This is a genomic window from Streptococcus oralis (assembly GCF_965111685.1).
In the GTDB taxonomy this organism is placed as follows: Bacteria; Bacillota; Bacilli; order Lactobacillales; family Streptococcaceae; genus Streptococcus; species Streptococcus oralis_B.
In genome coordinates this window covers 1,123,747-1,139,832 of the sequence record NZ_OZ217340.1, presented here as the reverse complement: position 1 = coordinate 1,139,832, position 16,086 = coordinate 1,123,747, and the positions used below count along the sequence as shown (strand labels likewise).

Here is a 16,086-nt window from a genome sequence, read left to right as displayed (position 1 = left end):
CATGGATGAGAACCTTCTTTTCATTAGTTTTTAGAAGCTGCTTGGAATTCAGGGTTTTTCCATGCTTCATTAATAATTGCTTGCAATTCTTTTGCAGATGCTTGCATTTTTTGAGTTTCAGCATCGTTCAATGGGATGTTTACTGGACGAACGATACCGTGTGCACCAACGATAGCAGGTTGACCGATAAAGACGTTTTCAACACCGTATTGACCTTCTTGGAATACAGAAAGTGGTAGCACCGCATTTTCATCGTCAAGGATAGCACGAGTGATACGAGCAAGGGCAACGGCGATACCGTAATAAGTAGCACCTTTTTTGTTGATGATTGAGTAAGCTGCATCACGAACTGAGATGAAGAGTTCAACAAGGTCAGCTTCATTCAAGTCACGGTTAGCTTGCAACCAGTGTTCCAATTTAACACCTGCAACGTTAGCGTGTGACCAAACAGCAAACTCAGAGTCACCGTGTTCACCCATGATGTAGGCGTGAACTGAACGTGCATCAACACCGATAGTTTCAGCAAGGGCTTGACGGAAACGAGCTGAGTCAAGTGAAGTACCTGAACCGATAACGCGTTCTTTAGGGAAACCTGAGAATTTCCATGTTGAGTATGTCAAGACGTCAACTGGGTTAGCAGCAACAAGGAAGATACCGTCAAATCCAGATGCAACAACTTGTTCAACAATTGATTTGTTGATAGCAAGGTTTTTACCAACAAGATCAAGACGAGTTTCACCTGGTTTTTGTGGAGCACCAGCAGTGATAACTACAAGGTCTGCATCCGCACAGTCTTCGTACTTAGCTGCATAGATTTTTTTAGGTGAAGTAAAAGCTAGCGCGTGGCTAAGGTCTTCAGCATCACCAACTGCTTTTTCAAACAATTGAGGAATTTCAATGATACCAAGTTCTTGTGCAATTCCTTGTGTTACGAGGGTAAAAGCGTAAGATGAACCTACGGCACCGTCACCGACGAGGATAACTTTTTTGTGTTGTTTAGTTGCTGTCATTTGTCTAAACATCTCCTTTATTTTATTAAGGGGAAACCCCATTTGTTTTCATTCTATCACTTTTGCTAAGCTTTGTCACGGATATACCTTCGGGATAAGTATGTAAACGTTTTAGTGGTCTCAGAAGACTGAAATGAAGAACGAATTATGGTATAATATATCTAATTACTAATAGTGAAATGAGGCATTTATGAATGCAGGATAGAAATTTAGTGAATGTCAATCTGACAAAGGAGATGAAGACCAGCTTTATCGACTACGCCATGAGCGTAATCGTTGCGCGGGCCCTTCCTGATGTTCGAGATGGCTTAAAACCTGTTCATCGTCGTATTCTTTACGGAATGAATGAACTAGGTGTTACACCAGACAAACCTCATAAAAAGTCAGCCCGTATTACAGGGGATGTTATGGGTAAATACCACCCGCACGGAGATTCCTCTATTTACGAAGCCATGGTTCGTATGGCCCAGTGGTGGAGCTACCGTTACATGCTTGTTGATGGGCATGGAAACTTTGGTTCTATGGACGGGGATGGTGCTGCCGCGCAACGGTACACTGAGGCACGTATGAGCAAGATTGCTCTTGAAATGCTTCGTGATATCAATAAAAACACCGTTGATTTCGTAGATAACTACGATGCTAACGAACGTGAACCCTTGGTTTTGCCGGCTCGTTTTCCAAACCTTTTGGTCAATGGGGCAACTGGTATCGCTGTTGGGATGGCAACCAATATTCCACCTCATAACTTGGGTGAAACCATTGATGCAGTGAAGTTGGTTATGGATAATCCTGAAGTGACGACTAAGGACTTGATGGAAGTCTTGCCTGGTCCAGATTTTCCAACCGGTGCTCTTGTCATGGGGAAATCAGGTATTCATAAGGCTTATGAGACTGGTAAAGGTTCCATTGTCCTTCGTTCTCGTACAGAAATTGAAACCACTAAGACGGGTCGTGAGCGCATCGTTGTAACGGAATTCCCTTATATGGTTAATAAAACCAAGGTACACGAGCATATTGTTCGCTTGGTTCAGGAGAAACGAATTGAGGGCATTACAGCCGTACGTGATGAGTCCAACCGTGAAGGCGTTCGCTTTGTAATCGAGGTTAAACGCGACGCCTCTGCCAACGTTATCCTTAACAACCTCTTCAAGATGACGCAGATGCAAACCAACTTTGGTTTCAACATGTTGGCGATTCAAAATGGTGTGCCAAAAATCTTGTCCCTTCGTCAAATTTTGGATGCTTATATCGAGCACCAAAAAGAAGTGGTCGTTCGTCGTACTCGTTTTGACAAGGAAAAGGCAGAGGCGCGTGCGCACATCTTAGAAGGTCTTTTAATCGCGCTTGACCATATCGATGAAGTGATTCGTATCATTCGTGCCAGTGAAACAGATGCGGAAGCGCAAACTGAGTTGATGAGCAAGTTCAAGCTTTCTGAACGTCAAAGTCAAGCTATTCTTGATATGCGTCTTCGTCGTTTGACAGGATTGGAACGTGATAAGATTCAGTCTGAATATGATGAATTGATTGCCTTGATTGCAGATTTGTCTGATATTCTTGCCAAACCTGAGCGCGTGGCGCAAATTATCAAAGAAGAATTGGACGAAGTCAAACGCAAGTTTGGTGACCAGCGTCGTACGGAGTTGATGATCGGAGAAGTCCTAACTCTTGAAGATGAAGATTTGATTGAAGAAACTGATGTCTTGATTACCCTATCTAACAAGGGCTATATCAAACGTTTGGACCAAGGTGAATTCACTGCTCAAAAACGTGGTGGGCGAGGAGTCCAAGGTACGGGTGTAAAGGATGATGACTTTGTGCGTGAGTTGGTTTCAACCAGTACCCACGATTATTTGCTTTTCTTTACCAATAAAGGACGCGTATACCGACTAAAAGGTTATGAAATCCCTGAATACGGTCGTACTGCTAAGGGCTTACCAGTTGTCAATCTATTGAAGTTGGACGAAGGTGAGAGCATTCAGACCATCATCAACGTTGAGTCTGAACGTAGTGATGACGCTTATCTCTTCTTTACAACTCGTCACGGTATTGTGAAGAGAACCAGTGTCAAAGAGTTCGCTAATATTCGTCAAAATGGACTGAAAGCCTTGAATCTCAAGGATGAGGATGAGTTGATCAATGTCTTGCTGACAGAAGAAGATACGGATATTATCATTGGTACCAAGTATGGTTATGCTGTTCGCTTTAATCAATCAGCTGTTCGTGGCATGAGTCGTATCGCGACAGGTGTTCGAGGAGTCAATCTTCGTGATGGAGACACAGTAGTTGGTGCTAGCGTGATTACAAATCAAGACGAAGTTCTTATCATCACTGAAAAAGGATATGGTAAACGTACACTTGCTACTGAATATCCAACTAAAGGCCGTGGTGGTAAAGGGATGAAGACAGCCAATGTTGCTGAGAAAAATGGTCCTCTGGCAGGTCTCCTCACTGTTAAGGGGGATGAAGACCTGATGATTATCACGGATACAGGGGTCATGATTCGAACAAACGTTGCCAATATTTCACAAACTGGACGCTCAACTATGGGAGTTAAGGTGATGCGTCTAGATCAGGATGCTAAGATTGTGACCTTTACAACGGTTGCTGCGGCAGAAAAAGAAGAAGTTGGGACTGAAATTGAAACAGAAGGTGAAGCATAATGTCTCATAAAAAAACGAAAAATAAAAATAATAAGCGTAGAAATCTATTTATCAATATTTTAGCAGGTTTCTTAATTCTTTTATCGCTAGCTTTAATTTTTAATTCAAAGATTCGTGATCTCTTTTTGGTCTGGAATACTAATAAATACCAAGTCAATCAAGTCACTAGGGAAAATATAGATGAAAATCTAAAAACCGAAGGGAATTTTGATTTTGACTCTGTTAAGTCTATTTCATCTGAAGCTGTATTGGCTTCACAATGGGATGCTCAGAAACTTCCCGTTATTGGAGGTATTGCTATTCCTGAAGTGGAGATTAACTTACCGATTTTTAAAGGGTTGGATAATGTAAACTTGTTCTACGGAGCAGGGACCATGAAACCAGATCAAAAAATGGGAGAAGGGAACTATTCTCTAGCAAGTCACCATATCTTTACTGCTGAAAATGCCAGTCAAATGCTCTTCTCACCTTTGGTCAATGCCAAAGCAGGTATGAAAATTTATCTGACTGATAAGGATAAAGTTTATACTTATGAGATTACAGAAGTAAAACGTGTTACACCAGACCGTGTAGATGAAATCGATGATCGTATTGGTGTGCAGGAGATTACTTTGGTTACTTGTGTTGATTATGATGAAACCGAGCGTATAATCGTCAAAGGTATCTTTAAAGAATCAAAAGCTTATTCTGAGACTTCTGAGGATATTTTGAAGGCATTTAATCAACCGTATAGACAACGATATTAAGAATGAATGAACCAGTGAAGTGCTATTTCACTGGTTTTTTATATGAACAAATAGAATCAAAATAGTTCTTATGAAAAAGGTTTGTAAGCCTCACGATAAAGATTTTGACAAAGATTTTTAAGATAAATATTTTAGAATTTTACAGAAAACGCTTTCTAGAAAACAAGAATTATGTTATAATTATCACAAATAAAAGTTTTAGGAGTTTTTTATGGTCTCTTCAGAATTTATCTCAAAGATTGAATTTGCTTGCAAGAAGAAAGAAAGTCTGTATAGCCAGAGTAAGTTTAAGTATGCGATTCGTTCCATGTTTGCAGGTGCTTTTCTAACATTTAGTACTGCTGCGGGCGCAGTTGGGGCTGACTTGATTAATAAGATCGCTCCAGGTAGTGGACGTTTTCTCTTCCCATTTGTTTTTGCTTGGTGATTGGCCTACATTGTTTTCTTGAATGCTGAGCTAGTAACTTCAAATATGATGTTTTTAACAGCTGGTAGTTTCTTGAAAAAAATCTCTTGGAGAAAAACAGCTGAGATTTTACTTTACTGTACCTTGTTCAACCTTATCGGAGCTTTGATTGCAGGTTGGGGCTTTGCCCATTCAGCAGCCTATGCAAATCTGACACATGATAGCTTCATTTCAGGGGTTGTAGAGATGAAGTTAGGCCGTTCGAATGAGTTAGTCTTACTTGAAGGTATTTTAGCCAATATCTTTGTAAACATTGCCATTCTTTCATTTGTTTTGGTGAAAGACGGTGGAGCCAAACTTTGGCTTGTCTTATCAGCAATTTACATGTTTGTATTCTTAACAAACGAACACATTGCTGCGAACTTTGCTTCTTTTGCGATTGTTAAGTTCAGTGTTGCAGCTGATTCTATTGCTAACTTTGACATACCTAATATTCTTCGACACTGGGGTGTAACCTTTGTCGGGAACTTTATCGGAGGAGGTCTCTTGATGGGCTTGCCTTATGCTTTCCTCAACAAAAACGAAGATACTTATGTAGATTAAAAAACGAGCACGAGTGAATCGTGCTTTTTTGTTTGATATGTATGACTAGTCATAGTTGTTCCTTATATCAAAATATAGAAAAACGGTATTGGAAAAGACTGGTACAAGATGATACAATATCCCTAATGAAGCTATTTGGAGGTCGTCTTATGACTCGTGATTTTAAATTTGAAACCCTACAATTACATGCTGGGCAAGTAGTTGATCCAGCGACTAAATCTCGTGCAGTACCGATTTATCAAACAACATCCTTCGTTTTTGATGATACACAGGAAGGTGCCGATTTGTTTGCCTTGAGAAAACCAGGGAACATTTATACTCGTATCACAAACCCTACAACAGCAGCCTTTGAGGAAAGAATTGCTGCTCTTGAAGGTGGTGTTGGAGCGCTAGCAACAGCATCAGGTATGGCTGCTGTAACCTACACTATTTTAGCGCTTGCTCACGCAGGTGACCATGTGGTGGCAGCGTCAACTATTTACGGTGGAACCTTCAATCTCTTGAAAGAAACCCTTCCTCGTTATGGAATCACAACAACCTTTGTCGATGTGGATAATTTGGAAGAAGTGGAGGCAGCTATTAATGACAATACCAAACTTGTCTTGATTGAAACCTTAGGGAATCCCTTGATTAACATTCCTGACTTGGAAAAATTGGCTGAGATTGCGCATAAACACAAGATTCCTCTCGTTTCAGACAATACTTTTGCCACACCATATTTGATTAACGTCTTCTCTCACGGTGTAGATATTGCCATTCACTCAGCAACTAAGTTTATCGGTGGGCATGGTACGACTATTGGTGGAGTAATTGTCGATAGTGGTCGTTTTGACTGGGAGGCATCAGGGAAATTCCCTCAATTTGTTGAGGAAGATCCAAGTTACCATAACTTGAGTTATACTCGTGATGTTGGGTCAGCAGCCTTTATTATCGCTGTTCGTGTTCAATTGCTCCGTGATACAGGTGCTGCCTTGTCTCCATTTAATGCCTTTCTCTTGCTCCAAGGGCTTGAAACTCTCTCTCTTCGAGTTGAACGTCACGTGCAAAATGCAGAGAAAATTGTTGATTTCCTTGTCAATCATCCTAAGGTTGAAAAAGTAAATTATCCAAAACTAGTTGACAGTCCTTACCATGCCTTGGCTGAGAAATATTTGCCAAAAGGTGTGGGTTCAATCTTTACCTTCCATGTTAAAGGTGGAGAGGCAGAAGCTCGCAAGGTGATTGATAATTTGGAAATCTTCTCTGACCTTGCAAACGTAGCAGATGCCAAATCTCTTGTTGTCCATCCCGCGACAACCACTCACGGTCAGTTGTCAGAAAAAGATTTAGAAGCAGCAGGTGTCACACCAAACCAAATCCGCTTGTCTATCGGTCTTGAAAATGTAGAGGATTTGATTGAAGATTTGCGCTTGGCCTTGGAAAAAATTTAAAGTAACCGATATAAACAGTGGGTTTCAACTCACTGTTTTTGATTTTCCCTCAAGCATGATATAATGGTTACAGAAGTCTAGAAGAGGAAAGATATGAACGAAATTAAATGTCCCAACTGTGGGGAAGTCTTTACAGTAAATGAGAGCCAGTATGCCGAACTTTTATCCCAAGTGAGAACGGCTGAGTTTGATAAAGAATTACACGATCGCATGAAGCAGGAATTGGCCTTGGCTGAGCAAAAGGCCATGAATGAGCAACAGACTAAACTGGCTCAAAAAGACAAAGAAATTGCGCAATTACAGAGTCAAATCCAAAACTTTGATACAGAGAAAGAACTCGCTAAGAAAGAGGTTGAACAAACAAGTCATGAGGCTTTATTGGCTAAAGACAAGGAAGTACAGGCCTTGGAAAACCAACTGGCTACCTTGCGTTTGAAGCATGAAAATCAACTGCAAAAGACCCTCTCTGACTTAGAAAAAGAACGGGATCAGGTCAAAAACCAGCTCCTCTTGCAAGAAAAAGAAAATGAGCTGTCTTTGGCTTCTGTTAAGCAGAATTACGAAGCCCAGCTTAAGGCAGCCAGTGAGCAAGTCGAATTTTATAAGAATTTCAAAGCCCAACAATCCACAAAAGCTATCGGGGAAAGTCTGGAACAGTATGCAGAGAGTGAATTTAACAAGGTTCGTAGTTTTGCCTTTCCAAATGCTTACTTTGAAAAGGACAATAAGATTTCAGCGCGTGGTTCTAAAGGAGACTTCATCTTCCGTGATTTTGATGAAAATGGGCTGGAATTTATTTCCATCATGTTTGAGATGAAAAATGAAGCGGATGGAACAGAGAAGAAGCACAAGAATGCCGATTTCTATAAGGAATTGGACAAGGACCGTCGGGAGAAAAACTGCGAATATGCGGTTCTGGTGACCATGCTAGAAGCAGATAACGACTACTTTAATACAGGGATTGTTGATGTCAGTCACGAGTATGAAAAGATGTATGTGGTCCGTCCTCAGTTCTTTATTCAGTTGATTGGGCTTTTGAGAAATGCGGCGCTTAATTCCCTAAAATACAAACAAGAGTTGGCCTTGGTTCGGGAGCAGAATATTGATATCACGCATTTTGAGGAAGATTTGGACGCCTTTAAACTAGCCTTTGCCAAGAACTACAACTCTGCTTCGACCAACTTTGGCAAAGCTATTGATGAGATCGACAAGGCCATCAAACGCATGGAAGAGGTCAAAAAATTCCTAACCACATCCGAAAACCAACTCCGCCTCGCAAATAATAAATTAGAAGATGTTTCAGTTAAAAAATTGACCCGAAAAAATCCAACCATGAAAGCGAAATTTGAAGCGCTGAAGGGGGAGTGAGAAAGCAACACATGAACGGTATTATCAACTTAAAAAAGGGAGAGTGAGAAAGCAACACATGAACGGTATTATCAACTTAAAAAAAGAAGCGGGGATGACCTCGCATGACGCGGTTTTTAAGCTGCGTAAGATTTTGGGAACCAAGAAGATTGGTCATGGTGGGACCTTGGATCCGGATGTGGTGGGTGTTTTGCCTATCGCAATTGGCAAGGCGACCCGCATGGTCGAGTTTATGCAGGACGAGGGCAAGGTCTATGAGGGAGAAATCACTCTTGGCTATTCAACGACGACCGAGGATGCAAGTGGAGAAGTGGTCACGGAGACTCCTATTTTGTCTCCCTTGGATGAAACCATTGTTGATGAAGCGATTGCCAGCCTGACTGGGGCTATCAAACAGATTCCTCCCATGTACTCAGCTGTCAAGGTAAATGGGCGTAAGCTCTATGAGTATGCGCGTGCTGGTCAGGAAGTGGAGCGTCCAGAACGTCAGGTGACTATTTATCAATTTGAGCGGACTAGTCCGATTTCTTATGAGGGTCATCTTGCACGCTTTACTTTTCGTGTAAAATGCGGTAAGGGAACCTATATCCGTACCTTGTCAGTTGACTTGGGAGAGAAGCTTGGTTATGCGGCCCATATGTCGCATCTGACTCGAACCAGTGCTGCAGGTTTACAACTGGAAGATGCTCTTACCTTGGACGAAATTGCTGCAAAAGTGGAGGCTGGTCAGTTGGACTTTCTCCATCCTCTAGAGATTGGAACGGGGGATCTTGTTAAAGTTACCCTAACTCCAGAACAAGCTACAGAAATTCGCTTTGGTCGTTTTATCGAGTTAGACCAAACAGACCAAGAATTGGCTGCCTTTGAGGGAGACAAATTGCTAGCTATTCTAGAAAAAAGGGACAATTTCTACAAACCAAGAAAGGTTTTTGGCTAGTCTAACTGGAGTGTGGGATGGATTTGTTTCCCCTAGACTATCCAAATCAGACTATAAATTTTGCAAAAAATGTGATAGAATAGACCACGGATAAAAAAACGGAGGATAGCATGCAAAATAGACCAATCATTATCGGAGTGACAGGTGGTTCTGGTGGAGGAAAAACCAGTGTTTCAAGAGCCATTTTATCGCACTTTCCTGATGAAAAGATTTCCATGATTGAGCACGATTCATACTACAAGGATCAGTCTCACTTGACCTTTGAAGAGCGTGTCAAAACCAACTACGACCATCCATTTGCCTTTGATACAGACTTGATGATTGAGCAGATTAAGGAATTGTTGGCAGGACGTCCGGTGGACATTCCAACTTATGACTATACAGAGCATACGCGGAGTAGCAAGACCTATCGTCAGGAGCCTCAGGATGTCTTTATCGTTGAGGGGATTCTGGTATTGGAGGACAAGCGTCTGCGCGATTTGATGGATATCAAGATTTTTGTGGATACAGATGATGATGTGCGCATTATTCGTCGTATCAAGCGTGATATGGAGGAGCGTGGTCGTAGCTTGGATAGCGTGATTGACCAGTATTTAGGTGTGGTCAAACCCATGTACCACCAGTTTATCGAGCCGACCAAGCGTTATGCCGATATCGTTATTCCTGAGGGAGTCAGCAATACAGTCGCTATCGACCTTTTGACAACCAAAATTTCCAAGATTTTGGAAGAAGCTCGTAACAGCAAATAATCAGATGAGGAGGCCTATCCTCCTTTTTCTATTTTTCCTTTAGTTTCGGTAGGAAAAAGGTGATTTTTAAGCATGTTTTTGGTATAATAATACCCATGGAAAAGCAAGAAAATGAATAGTAGGTGGAGATGGAAAAGTATTTATCGGTAACAACTTTGACCAAGTATCTGAAAATGAAATTCGATAAAGACCCTTACTTGGAACGGGTCTATTTAACTGGTCAAGTTTCCAACTTTCGTAAACGACCTACTCACCAATATTTCTCCCTAAAAGATGACCACGCAGTCATTCAAGCAACCATCTGGTCAGGGATTTATCAGAAATTAGGCTTCGACCTCGAAGAAGGGATGAAGATCAATGTGATTGGGCGTGTGCAAATCTATGAACCGAGCGGGAGCTACTCCATCATCATTGAAAAGGCTGAGCCTGATGGGGTCGGGGCGCTTGCGATTCAGTTTGAACAACTTAAGAAAAAATTGACGGAAGAAGGTCTGTTTCAAGAACGTTTCAAGCAACCTCTTCCCCAGTTTGCTAAGCGAATCGGTGTGGTAACCAGTCGCAGTGGAGCTGTTATTCGAGATATCATCACGACTGTCAGCAGGCGCTTTCCAGGTGTTGATATCCTTCTCTATCCGACCAAGGTACAAGGTGATGGAGCTGCGGAGGAAATTGCTCGAAATATTGCGCGTGCCAATCAACGTGAGGACCTAGATGTTCTCATCATTGGTCGTGGTGGGGGTTCCATTGAGGATCTCTGGGCTTTTAACGAAGAGATCGTGGTACGGGCTATTTTTGAATCCCGTTTGCCAGTCATCTCTAGTGTGGGGCATGAGACGGATGTGACCTTGGCAGATTTTGTAGCGGATCGTCGGGCTGCGACACCAACAGCTGCAGCAGAACTGGCAACACCTGTCACTAAGTTGGATCTCTTGACCCATTTGCAAAATCAAGAAAAACGGATGACGACAGCTGTACAAAATGTCTTGTCAAGAAAAAAAGAAGCTCTAAAAAAATGCAGTCAGTTAGTCATCTTTAGACAGCCAGAGCGCTTGTATGATGGTTATTTGCAACGCTTGGACCAACTGCAGCTGCGCTTAAAACAAAGTTTGCGAACACGGATTTCTGATAATAAACAGCTAGTCCAAGCACGGACGCATCGACTAGTCCAGTTATCACCTGTTACCAAAATCCAACGCTATCAGGACCAACTTGGTCAGTTGGACAAGCTCCTACGTAGCCAAATGGCGCTGGTTTATGATGCCAAGGTTGCTGAAGTCAAGAGACTTTCAGAAGCTCTACTGATGTTGGATACCAGTCGAATAGTGGCGCGTGGTTATGCTATTGTCAAAAAAGAAGAGTCAGTAGTCGATTCTGTTGAGATGTTGAATAAAAAAGACCAAGTAACGCTTTTGATGCGAGATGGTCAAGTAGAATTAGAGGTTAAAGATGTCAAAACAAAAGAAATTTGAGGAAAATCTAGCAGAACTGGAGACCATTGTCCAAAGTTTGGAAAATGGTGAAATTGCCTTAGAAGATGCGATTGCGGCCTTTCAAAAGGGTATGGTCTTGACAAAAGAGCTCCAAGCGACGCTGGACAAGGCTGAAAAGACATTGGTCAAGGTCATGCAAGAAGACGGAACAGAAAGTGATTTCGAATGAAGAAGCAAGAAAAATTAGTTCTTGTTGAGTCGGCTTTGGAAGATTTTTATGGAGACAAGCAGTTTGCTTCTAGTTTACGAGAAGCTGTTCTCTATTCCATTCATGCTGGTGGCAAGAGAATTCGGCCTTTTCTCTTGCTAGAGGTTCTGGAATCCTTGCATGTTACTATTAGACCAGCACATGCTCAGGTAGCCGCGGCCTTGGAAATGATTCATACAGGGAGCTTGATTCACGATGATCTTCCTGCCATGGATGATGACGATTACCGTCGGGGACGGTTGACTAATCATAAGAAATTTGGCGAAGCGATGGCAATTTTGGCAGGAGATGCCTTGTTCCTAGATCCCTATGCCTTGATTGCGCAGGCAGATTTGCCAAGTCAGATCAAGGTGGACTTGATAGCCAACTTATCCCTTGCGTCAGGTAGTTTGGGCATGGTGGCAGGGCAGGTTCTGGATATGGAGGGTGAACGTCAGCACTTGTCCTTGGAAGAACTTCAGACCATTCATGCTAATAAAACAGGTAAGTTACTTGCCTATCCTTTCCAAGCAGCTGCTATCATAGCTGAATTAGCACCAGAAATCCAAGCAAAACTGAAAACGGTTGGTGAATTAATCGGACTTGCCTTTCAAGTTCGAGATGATGTTCTGGATGTGACAGCTAGTTTTGAGGAAATCGGGAAGACTCCACAAAAGGATTTGCAGGCTGAAAAATCAACCTACCCAGCCTTGTTGGGTTTGGAAGAGTCCATTGCCTTTTGCAACCAAACCTTGGATCAAGCTAATGCAAAACTAGAGGAAATTGCCCATCAGGTTCCCTTTGAAACAGAGCCGATTGTGAAAGTAGTAGAAAGTTTGAGAATCAATGGCTAAGGAAAGAGTGGATGTACTAGCTTATAAACAGGGCTTGTTTGAAACACGCGAACAAGCCAAGCGAGGTGTCATGGCTGGTCTAGTCGTAGCAGTTCTTAATGGGGAGCGTTTTGACAAACCAGGAGAGAAAATTCCAGACGACACTGAGCTAAAACTCAAAGGTGAAAAACTCAAGTATGTCAGTCGTGGTGGTCTAAAACTGGAGAAGGCCTTGCAGGTCTTTGATTTATCAGTGGACGGCGCAACCACGATTGATATTGGTGCTTCTACCGGAGGCTTCACCGATGTCATGCTGCAAAATGGTGCTGAGTTAGTATTTGCAGTCGATGTCGGTACCAATCAGTTGGCTTGGAAATTACGCCAAGACCCACGGGTTGTCAGCATGGAGCAGTTTAATTTTCGTTATGCTGAAAAGACTGACTTTGAACAGGAACCAAGTTTTGCCAGTATTGATGTGAGTTTCATTTCCCTAAGTTTAATCCTACCTGCCTTGCACCGTGTTTTGGCAGATCAAGGGCAGGTGGTAGCACTTGTCAAACCTCAGTTTGAAGCAGGTCGTGAGCAAATCGGGAAAAATGGAATCATTCGCGATGCCAAGGTTCATCAAACTGTCCTTGAATCTGTCACTGCTATGGCGGTTGAACAAGGTTTTTCTGTGATTGGATTAGACTATTCACCAATCCAAGGAGGACATGGGAACATCGAATTTCTGGCATATTTGAAAAAGGAAGAGGGAGCAAGTAACCAAGTTGCACCTGAAATAGAAAAAGTTGTAGAGAGAGCACATAGAGAATTTAAAGATGAATAAAAAAGAGAGACTTGAAAAAATTAGAAGATTTGTTACGGATTATCAGATCGGGACTCAGGAAGAAATTGTTGAGTACTTGAGGGAAGCAGGTATTTCTGCTACTCAAGCTACTGTCTCAAGGGACATCAAAGAGCTTGGAATTGTTAAAATTCCTTTGAAGAACAACACCTATATCTATGAGTTGCCAAAATCAATCGTCAAAAGTTTGCAGTTGGCTGAGGACAATATTGTGAGTTCTGAGTTAATGGGAAATATGATCAACCTTTCTGTCATTCCTGGAAATACTATTTTTGTGAAGAGTCAGTTGGTTGAAGCATTTCCTGAACAGATTTTTAGCTGTCTAGCTGATGATGATTCTATCCTAATTGTAGCTAGAACAGCAGAGGCAGCCGAAGAAATTGTTGAACAAGTCAAAAAATGGTAGGTCAGTATGTTACTTGAAATTTCGATAAAAAACTTTGCCATTATTGAGGCGATTTCCCTCAATTTTGAAAAGGGTATGACTGTTTTGACCGGGGAAACGGGTGCTGGAAAGTCTATCATTATCGACGCTATGAATCTCATGTTGGGGGCTCGTGCAACGACAGACGTTATTCGTCACGGTGCTCCTAAGGCAGAGATAGAGGGACTTTTCTCAGTTGAAAATAGTCGCCTTTTACAGGAACTTTTTGAAGAGCAAGGTTTGGAAATGGGTGATGAAATTATCATCCGCCGGGAAATTTTGCAAAATGGTCGTAGTGTTAGTCGTGTGAATGGTCAGATGGTCAATCTTTCTGTCTTGCGTGCTATTGGGCAACACCTTGTCGATATCCATGGTCAACATGACCAAGAGGAGTTAATGCGTCCTCAACTGCACATCCAGATGCTGGATGAGTTTGGTGATGCTGCTTTCTTGGACTTGAAGGAGACTTATCAGACGAGCTTTGATGCCTATCGCAAAATGCGCAAGCAGGTTTTGGAAGTCAAGAAAAACCAGCAGGAACACAAGGCTCGTATTGAGATGTTGGAATTTCAAATGGCAGAGATTGAGGCAGCAAACTTGCAGGCTGGTGAAGACTTGGCTCTCAACCAAGAACGAGATAAACTCCTCAATCATAAAAATATTGCGGATACGCTAACCAATGCCTATAGCATGTTGGACAATGAGGAATTCTCCAGTCTTGCTAATGTCCGTTCAGCAATGAATGACATGGAAAGTGTTGAAGAATACGACCCTGAATACCGTGAAATTTCAAGTTCTCTATCAGAAACATACTATGTTTTAGAAGATATTACAAAGCGTTTGGAAGATATTATTGATGACTTGGATTTTGATGGCAATCGCCTCATGCAGGTTGAGAATCGCCTAGATCTTCTGAATACTATTACCCGCAAGTATGGTGGAACTGTGGATGATGTTCTGCTTTATTTTGCCAAGATTACGGATGAGTACAATCTCTTAACTGGAAATAACCTTTCTTCCGAAGACATGGAAGCAGAGCTCAAGAAATTGGAAGTTAATCTTGTTGATTTGGCAGGCCAGCTAGCATCTGCTCGCCATGACTTGGCCCAGCAGCTTGAGGCAGAGATTAAACAAGAACTGCAAGATCTCTATATGGAGAAGGCTCAATTCCAGGTTCGCTTTAGCAAGGGCAAATTTAGTCGTGAGGGGAATGAAACGGTCGAGTTTTACATTTCCACCAACCCTGGTGAAGACTTTAAACCCTTGGTTAAAGTTGCGTCCGGTGGGGAATTATCCCGCCTCATGCTAGCTATTAAATCTGCCTTTTCTCGTAAGGAAGGTAAGACCAGTATTGTCTTTGATGAGGTGGATACTGGAGTTTCAGGTCGCGTGGCCCAAGCCATCGCTCAAAAGATTCATAAGATTGGCCAGCATGGTCAGGTTCTTGCTATTTCTCACCTTCCACAAGTAATTGCCATCGCGGATTATCAATTCTTTATTGAGAAGATTAGCGATGAGCACTCAACGGTGTCGACGGTTCGTCTCTTGACTTTAGAAGAGCGAGTAGAGGAAGTCGCTAAAATGTTGGCTGGGGAAAATGTAACCGAAGCGGCCCTTACCCAAGCTAGAGAATTATTGCAAACGAGGAAGGAATAAATGACAGACTATTATGTAATTGGAGATGTTCACGGGAAAGCAGGTATGCTGGAAGACCTTCTCAAAACATGGGATGGTCAGACCCAGTTGCTCTTTCTAGGGGATTTGATTGACCGTGGTGAAAATAGTCGCCGTGTTCTGGAAATGGTCAAAGACTTGGTGGACAATCAAGGGGCTATCTGTCTATCAGGAAATCACGAGTATATGTTTCTGACTTGGCTCGATGATCCAGAGGAAAGCTATGACCATTATCGTCGCAATGGTGGAGATACAACTATTAACTCAATTTTAGGTCGTCCCTTGGATGCACCAGTTGATGGCGTAGAAGATGCCAAGCGTGTTGCGACTGAAGCGGCAGACTTGGTCGAATTTATTCGTCAGATGCCATTTGTAGTAGAGACAGACAAGTATATCTTTGTTCATGCTGGTATTGATTTGACCTTGGATGATTGGCATGAAACAACTGATTACAAGAAAGTCTGGATCAGAAAGCCATTCCACGAAGCCGAAAATCATACCGGAAAAACCATTGTCTTTGGGCATACACCAGTTTATGGTTTGCTCAAGCAAGACCGAGGTACAGCTGAGCTTTGGATTACAGAAGATGGCAAGATTGGCATGGATGGAGGAGCTGTCTATGGTGGTGTCCTTCATGGAATCGTCTTTACAGACCAAGGAATGACAGAACACCACTTTATCGAAAATGATGGCTTTATTGCCGAAGATTAGTACTCCTA

The 16,086-nt window shown here is 42.2% G+C and carries 14 protein-coding genes and 1 pseudogene; 14 read left to right on the top strand and 1 reads right to left on the bottom strand.

The features are described from left to right. Nucleotides 1–23: 23 nt before the first annotated feature. Entirely contained in the window at nucleotides 24–1,010 is a 987-nt protein-coding gene (locus tag ACLV7H_RS05915) for an L-lactate dehydrogenase (protein WP_411866636.1), read from the bottom strand. Nucleotides 1,011–1,204: 194 nt separating this feature from the next. Between ACLV7H_RS05915 and gyrA the strand changes: the two genes are divergently transcribed. The 14 genes and pseudogenes from gyrA to ACLV7H_RS05845 all read left to right on the top strand — a co-directional run bounded on the left by gyrA (nucleotide 1,205) and on the right by ACLV7H_RS05845 (nucleotide 16,078). Continuing rightward, entirely contained in the window at nucleotides 1,205–3,673 is a 2,469-nt protein-coding gene (gene gyrA / locus ACLV7H_RS05910) for a DNA gyrase subunit A (RefSeq protein ID WP_045591110.1), read from the top strand. Continuing rightward, nucleotides 3,673–4,419 carry a class A sortase gene (locus tag ACLV7H_RS05905; RefSeq protein ID WP_045591112.1) on the top strand — a complete coding sequence of 249 codons (747 nt, stop codon included), beginning with the start codon at nucleotides 3,673–3,675 and terminating at the stop codon, nucleotides 4,417–4,419. Before gyrA ends, ACLV7H_RS05905 begins: the two co-directional genes overlap by 1 nt. Nucleotides 4,420–4,630: 211 nt before the next feature. After that, nucleotides 4,631–5,428 (top strand): annotated as a pseudogene (locus ACLV7H_RS05900) (formate/nitrite transporter family protein). A gap of 149 nt (nucleotides 5,429–5,577) precedes the next feature. Further along, the gene (locus ACLV7H_RS05895) at nucleotides 5,578–6,858 is read left to right on the top strand and encodes an O-acetylhomoserine aminocarboxypropyltransferase/cysteine synthase family protein (RefSeq protein WP_411866635.1); all 1,281 of its coding nucleotides are present in this window, start codon (nucleotides 5,578–5,580) and stop codon (nucleotides 6,856–6,858) included. 93 nt (nucleotides 6,859–6,951) lie between these two features. Next, the gene (locus tag ACLV7H_RS05890) at nucleotides 6,952–8,226 is read left to right on the top strand and encodes a DUF2130 domain-containing protein (protein WP_411866634.1); all 1,275 of its coding nucleotides are present in this window, start codon (nucleotides 6,952–6,954) and stop codon (nucleotides 8,224–8,226) included. Nucleotides 8,227–8,284: 58 nt separating this feature from the next. Next, nucleotides 8,285–9,163 (top strand): tRNA pseudouridine(55) synthase TruB, encoded by an 879-nt coding sequence (gene truB / locus ACLV7H_RS05885; protein WP_045591118.1) that lies wholly within the window; start codon nucleotides 8,285–8,287, stop codon nucleotides 9,161–9,163. A 110-nt stretch (nucleotides 9,164–9,273) separates the two neighbouring features. Then, nucleotides 9,274–9,912, top strand: a complete 639-nt coding sequence (gene udk / locus ACLV7H_RS05880; RefSeq protein WP_045591120.1) for a uridine kinase — start codon at nucleotides 9,274–9,276, stop codon at nucleotides 9,910–9,912. A 128-nt stretch (nucleotides 9,913–10,040) separates the two neighbouring features. Continuing rightward, nucleotides 10,041–11,381, top strand: coding sequence for an exodeoxyribonuclease VII large subunit (gene xseA, locus ACLV7H_RS05875; protein WP_045591129.1), 1,341 nt, complete (start codon nucleotides 10,041–10,043; stop codon nucleotides 11,379–11,381). Continuing rightward, nucleotides 11,359–11,571, top strand: coding sequence for an exodeoxyribonuclease VII small subunit (locus tag ACLV7H_RS05870; protein WP_045591132.1), 213 nt, complete (start codon nucleotides 11,359–11,361; stop codon nucleotides 11,569–11,571). The genes xseA and ACLV7H_RS05870 overlap by 23 nt, the downstream gene beginning before the upstream one ends. After that, nucleotides 11,568–12,443 carry a polyprenyl synthetase family protein gene (locus tag ACLV7H_RS05865; protein ID WP_045591134.1) on the top strand — a complete coding sequence of 292 codons (876 nt, stop codon included), beginning with the start codon at nucleotides 11,568–11,570 and terminating at the stop codon, nucleotides 12,441–12,443. The genes ACLV7H_RS05870 and ACLV7H_RS05865 overlap by 4 nt, the downstream gene beginning before the upstream one ends. Continuing rightward, nucleotides 12,436–13,251 (top strand): TlyA family RNA methyltransferase, encoded by an 816-nt coding sequence (locus ACLV7H_RS05860; RefSeq protein ID WP_045591136.1) that lies wholly within the window; start codon nucleotides 12,436–12,438, stop codon nucleotides 13,249–13,251. Before ACLV7H_RS05865 ends, ACLV7H_RS05860 begins: the two co-directional genes overlap by 8 nt. Further along, nucleotides 13,244–13,675, top strand: coding sequence for an arginine repressor (locus ACLV7H_RS05855; protein ID WP_001034408.1), 432 nt, complete (start codon nucleotides 13,244–13,246; stop codon nucleotides 13,673–13,675). Before ACLV7H_RS05860 ends, ACLV7H_RS05855 begins: the two co-directional genes overlap by 8 nt. Before the next feature lie 6 nt (nucleotides 13,676–13,681). Continuing rightward, entirely contained in the window at nucleotides 13,682–15,349 is a 1,668-nt protein-coding gene (recN, locus tag ACLV7H_RS05850) for a DNA repair protein RecN (RefSeq protein WP_411866633.1), read from the top strand. After that, entirely contained in the window at nucleotides 15,350–16,078 is a 729-nt protein-coding gene (locus ACLV7H_RS05845) for a metallophosphoesterase family protein (protein ID WP_411866632.1), read from the top strand. Nucleotides 16,079–16,086: the final 8 nt, after the last annotated feature.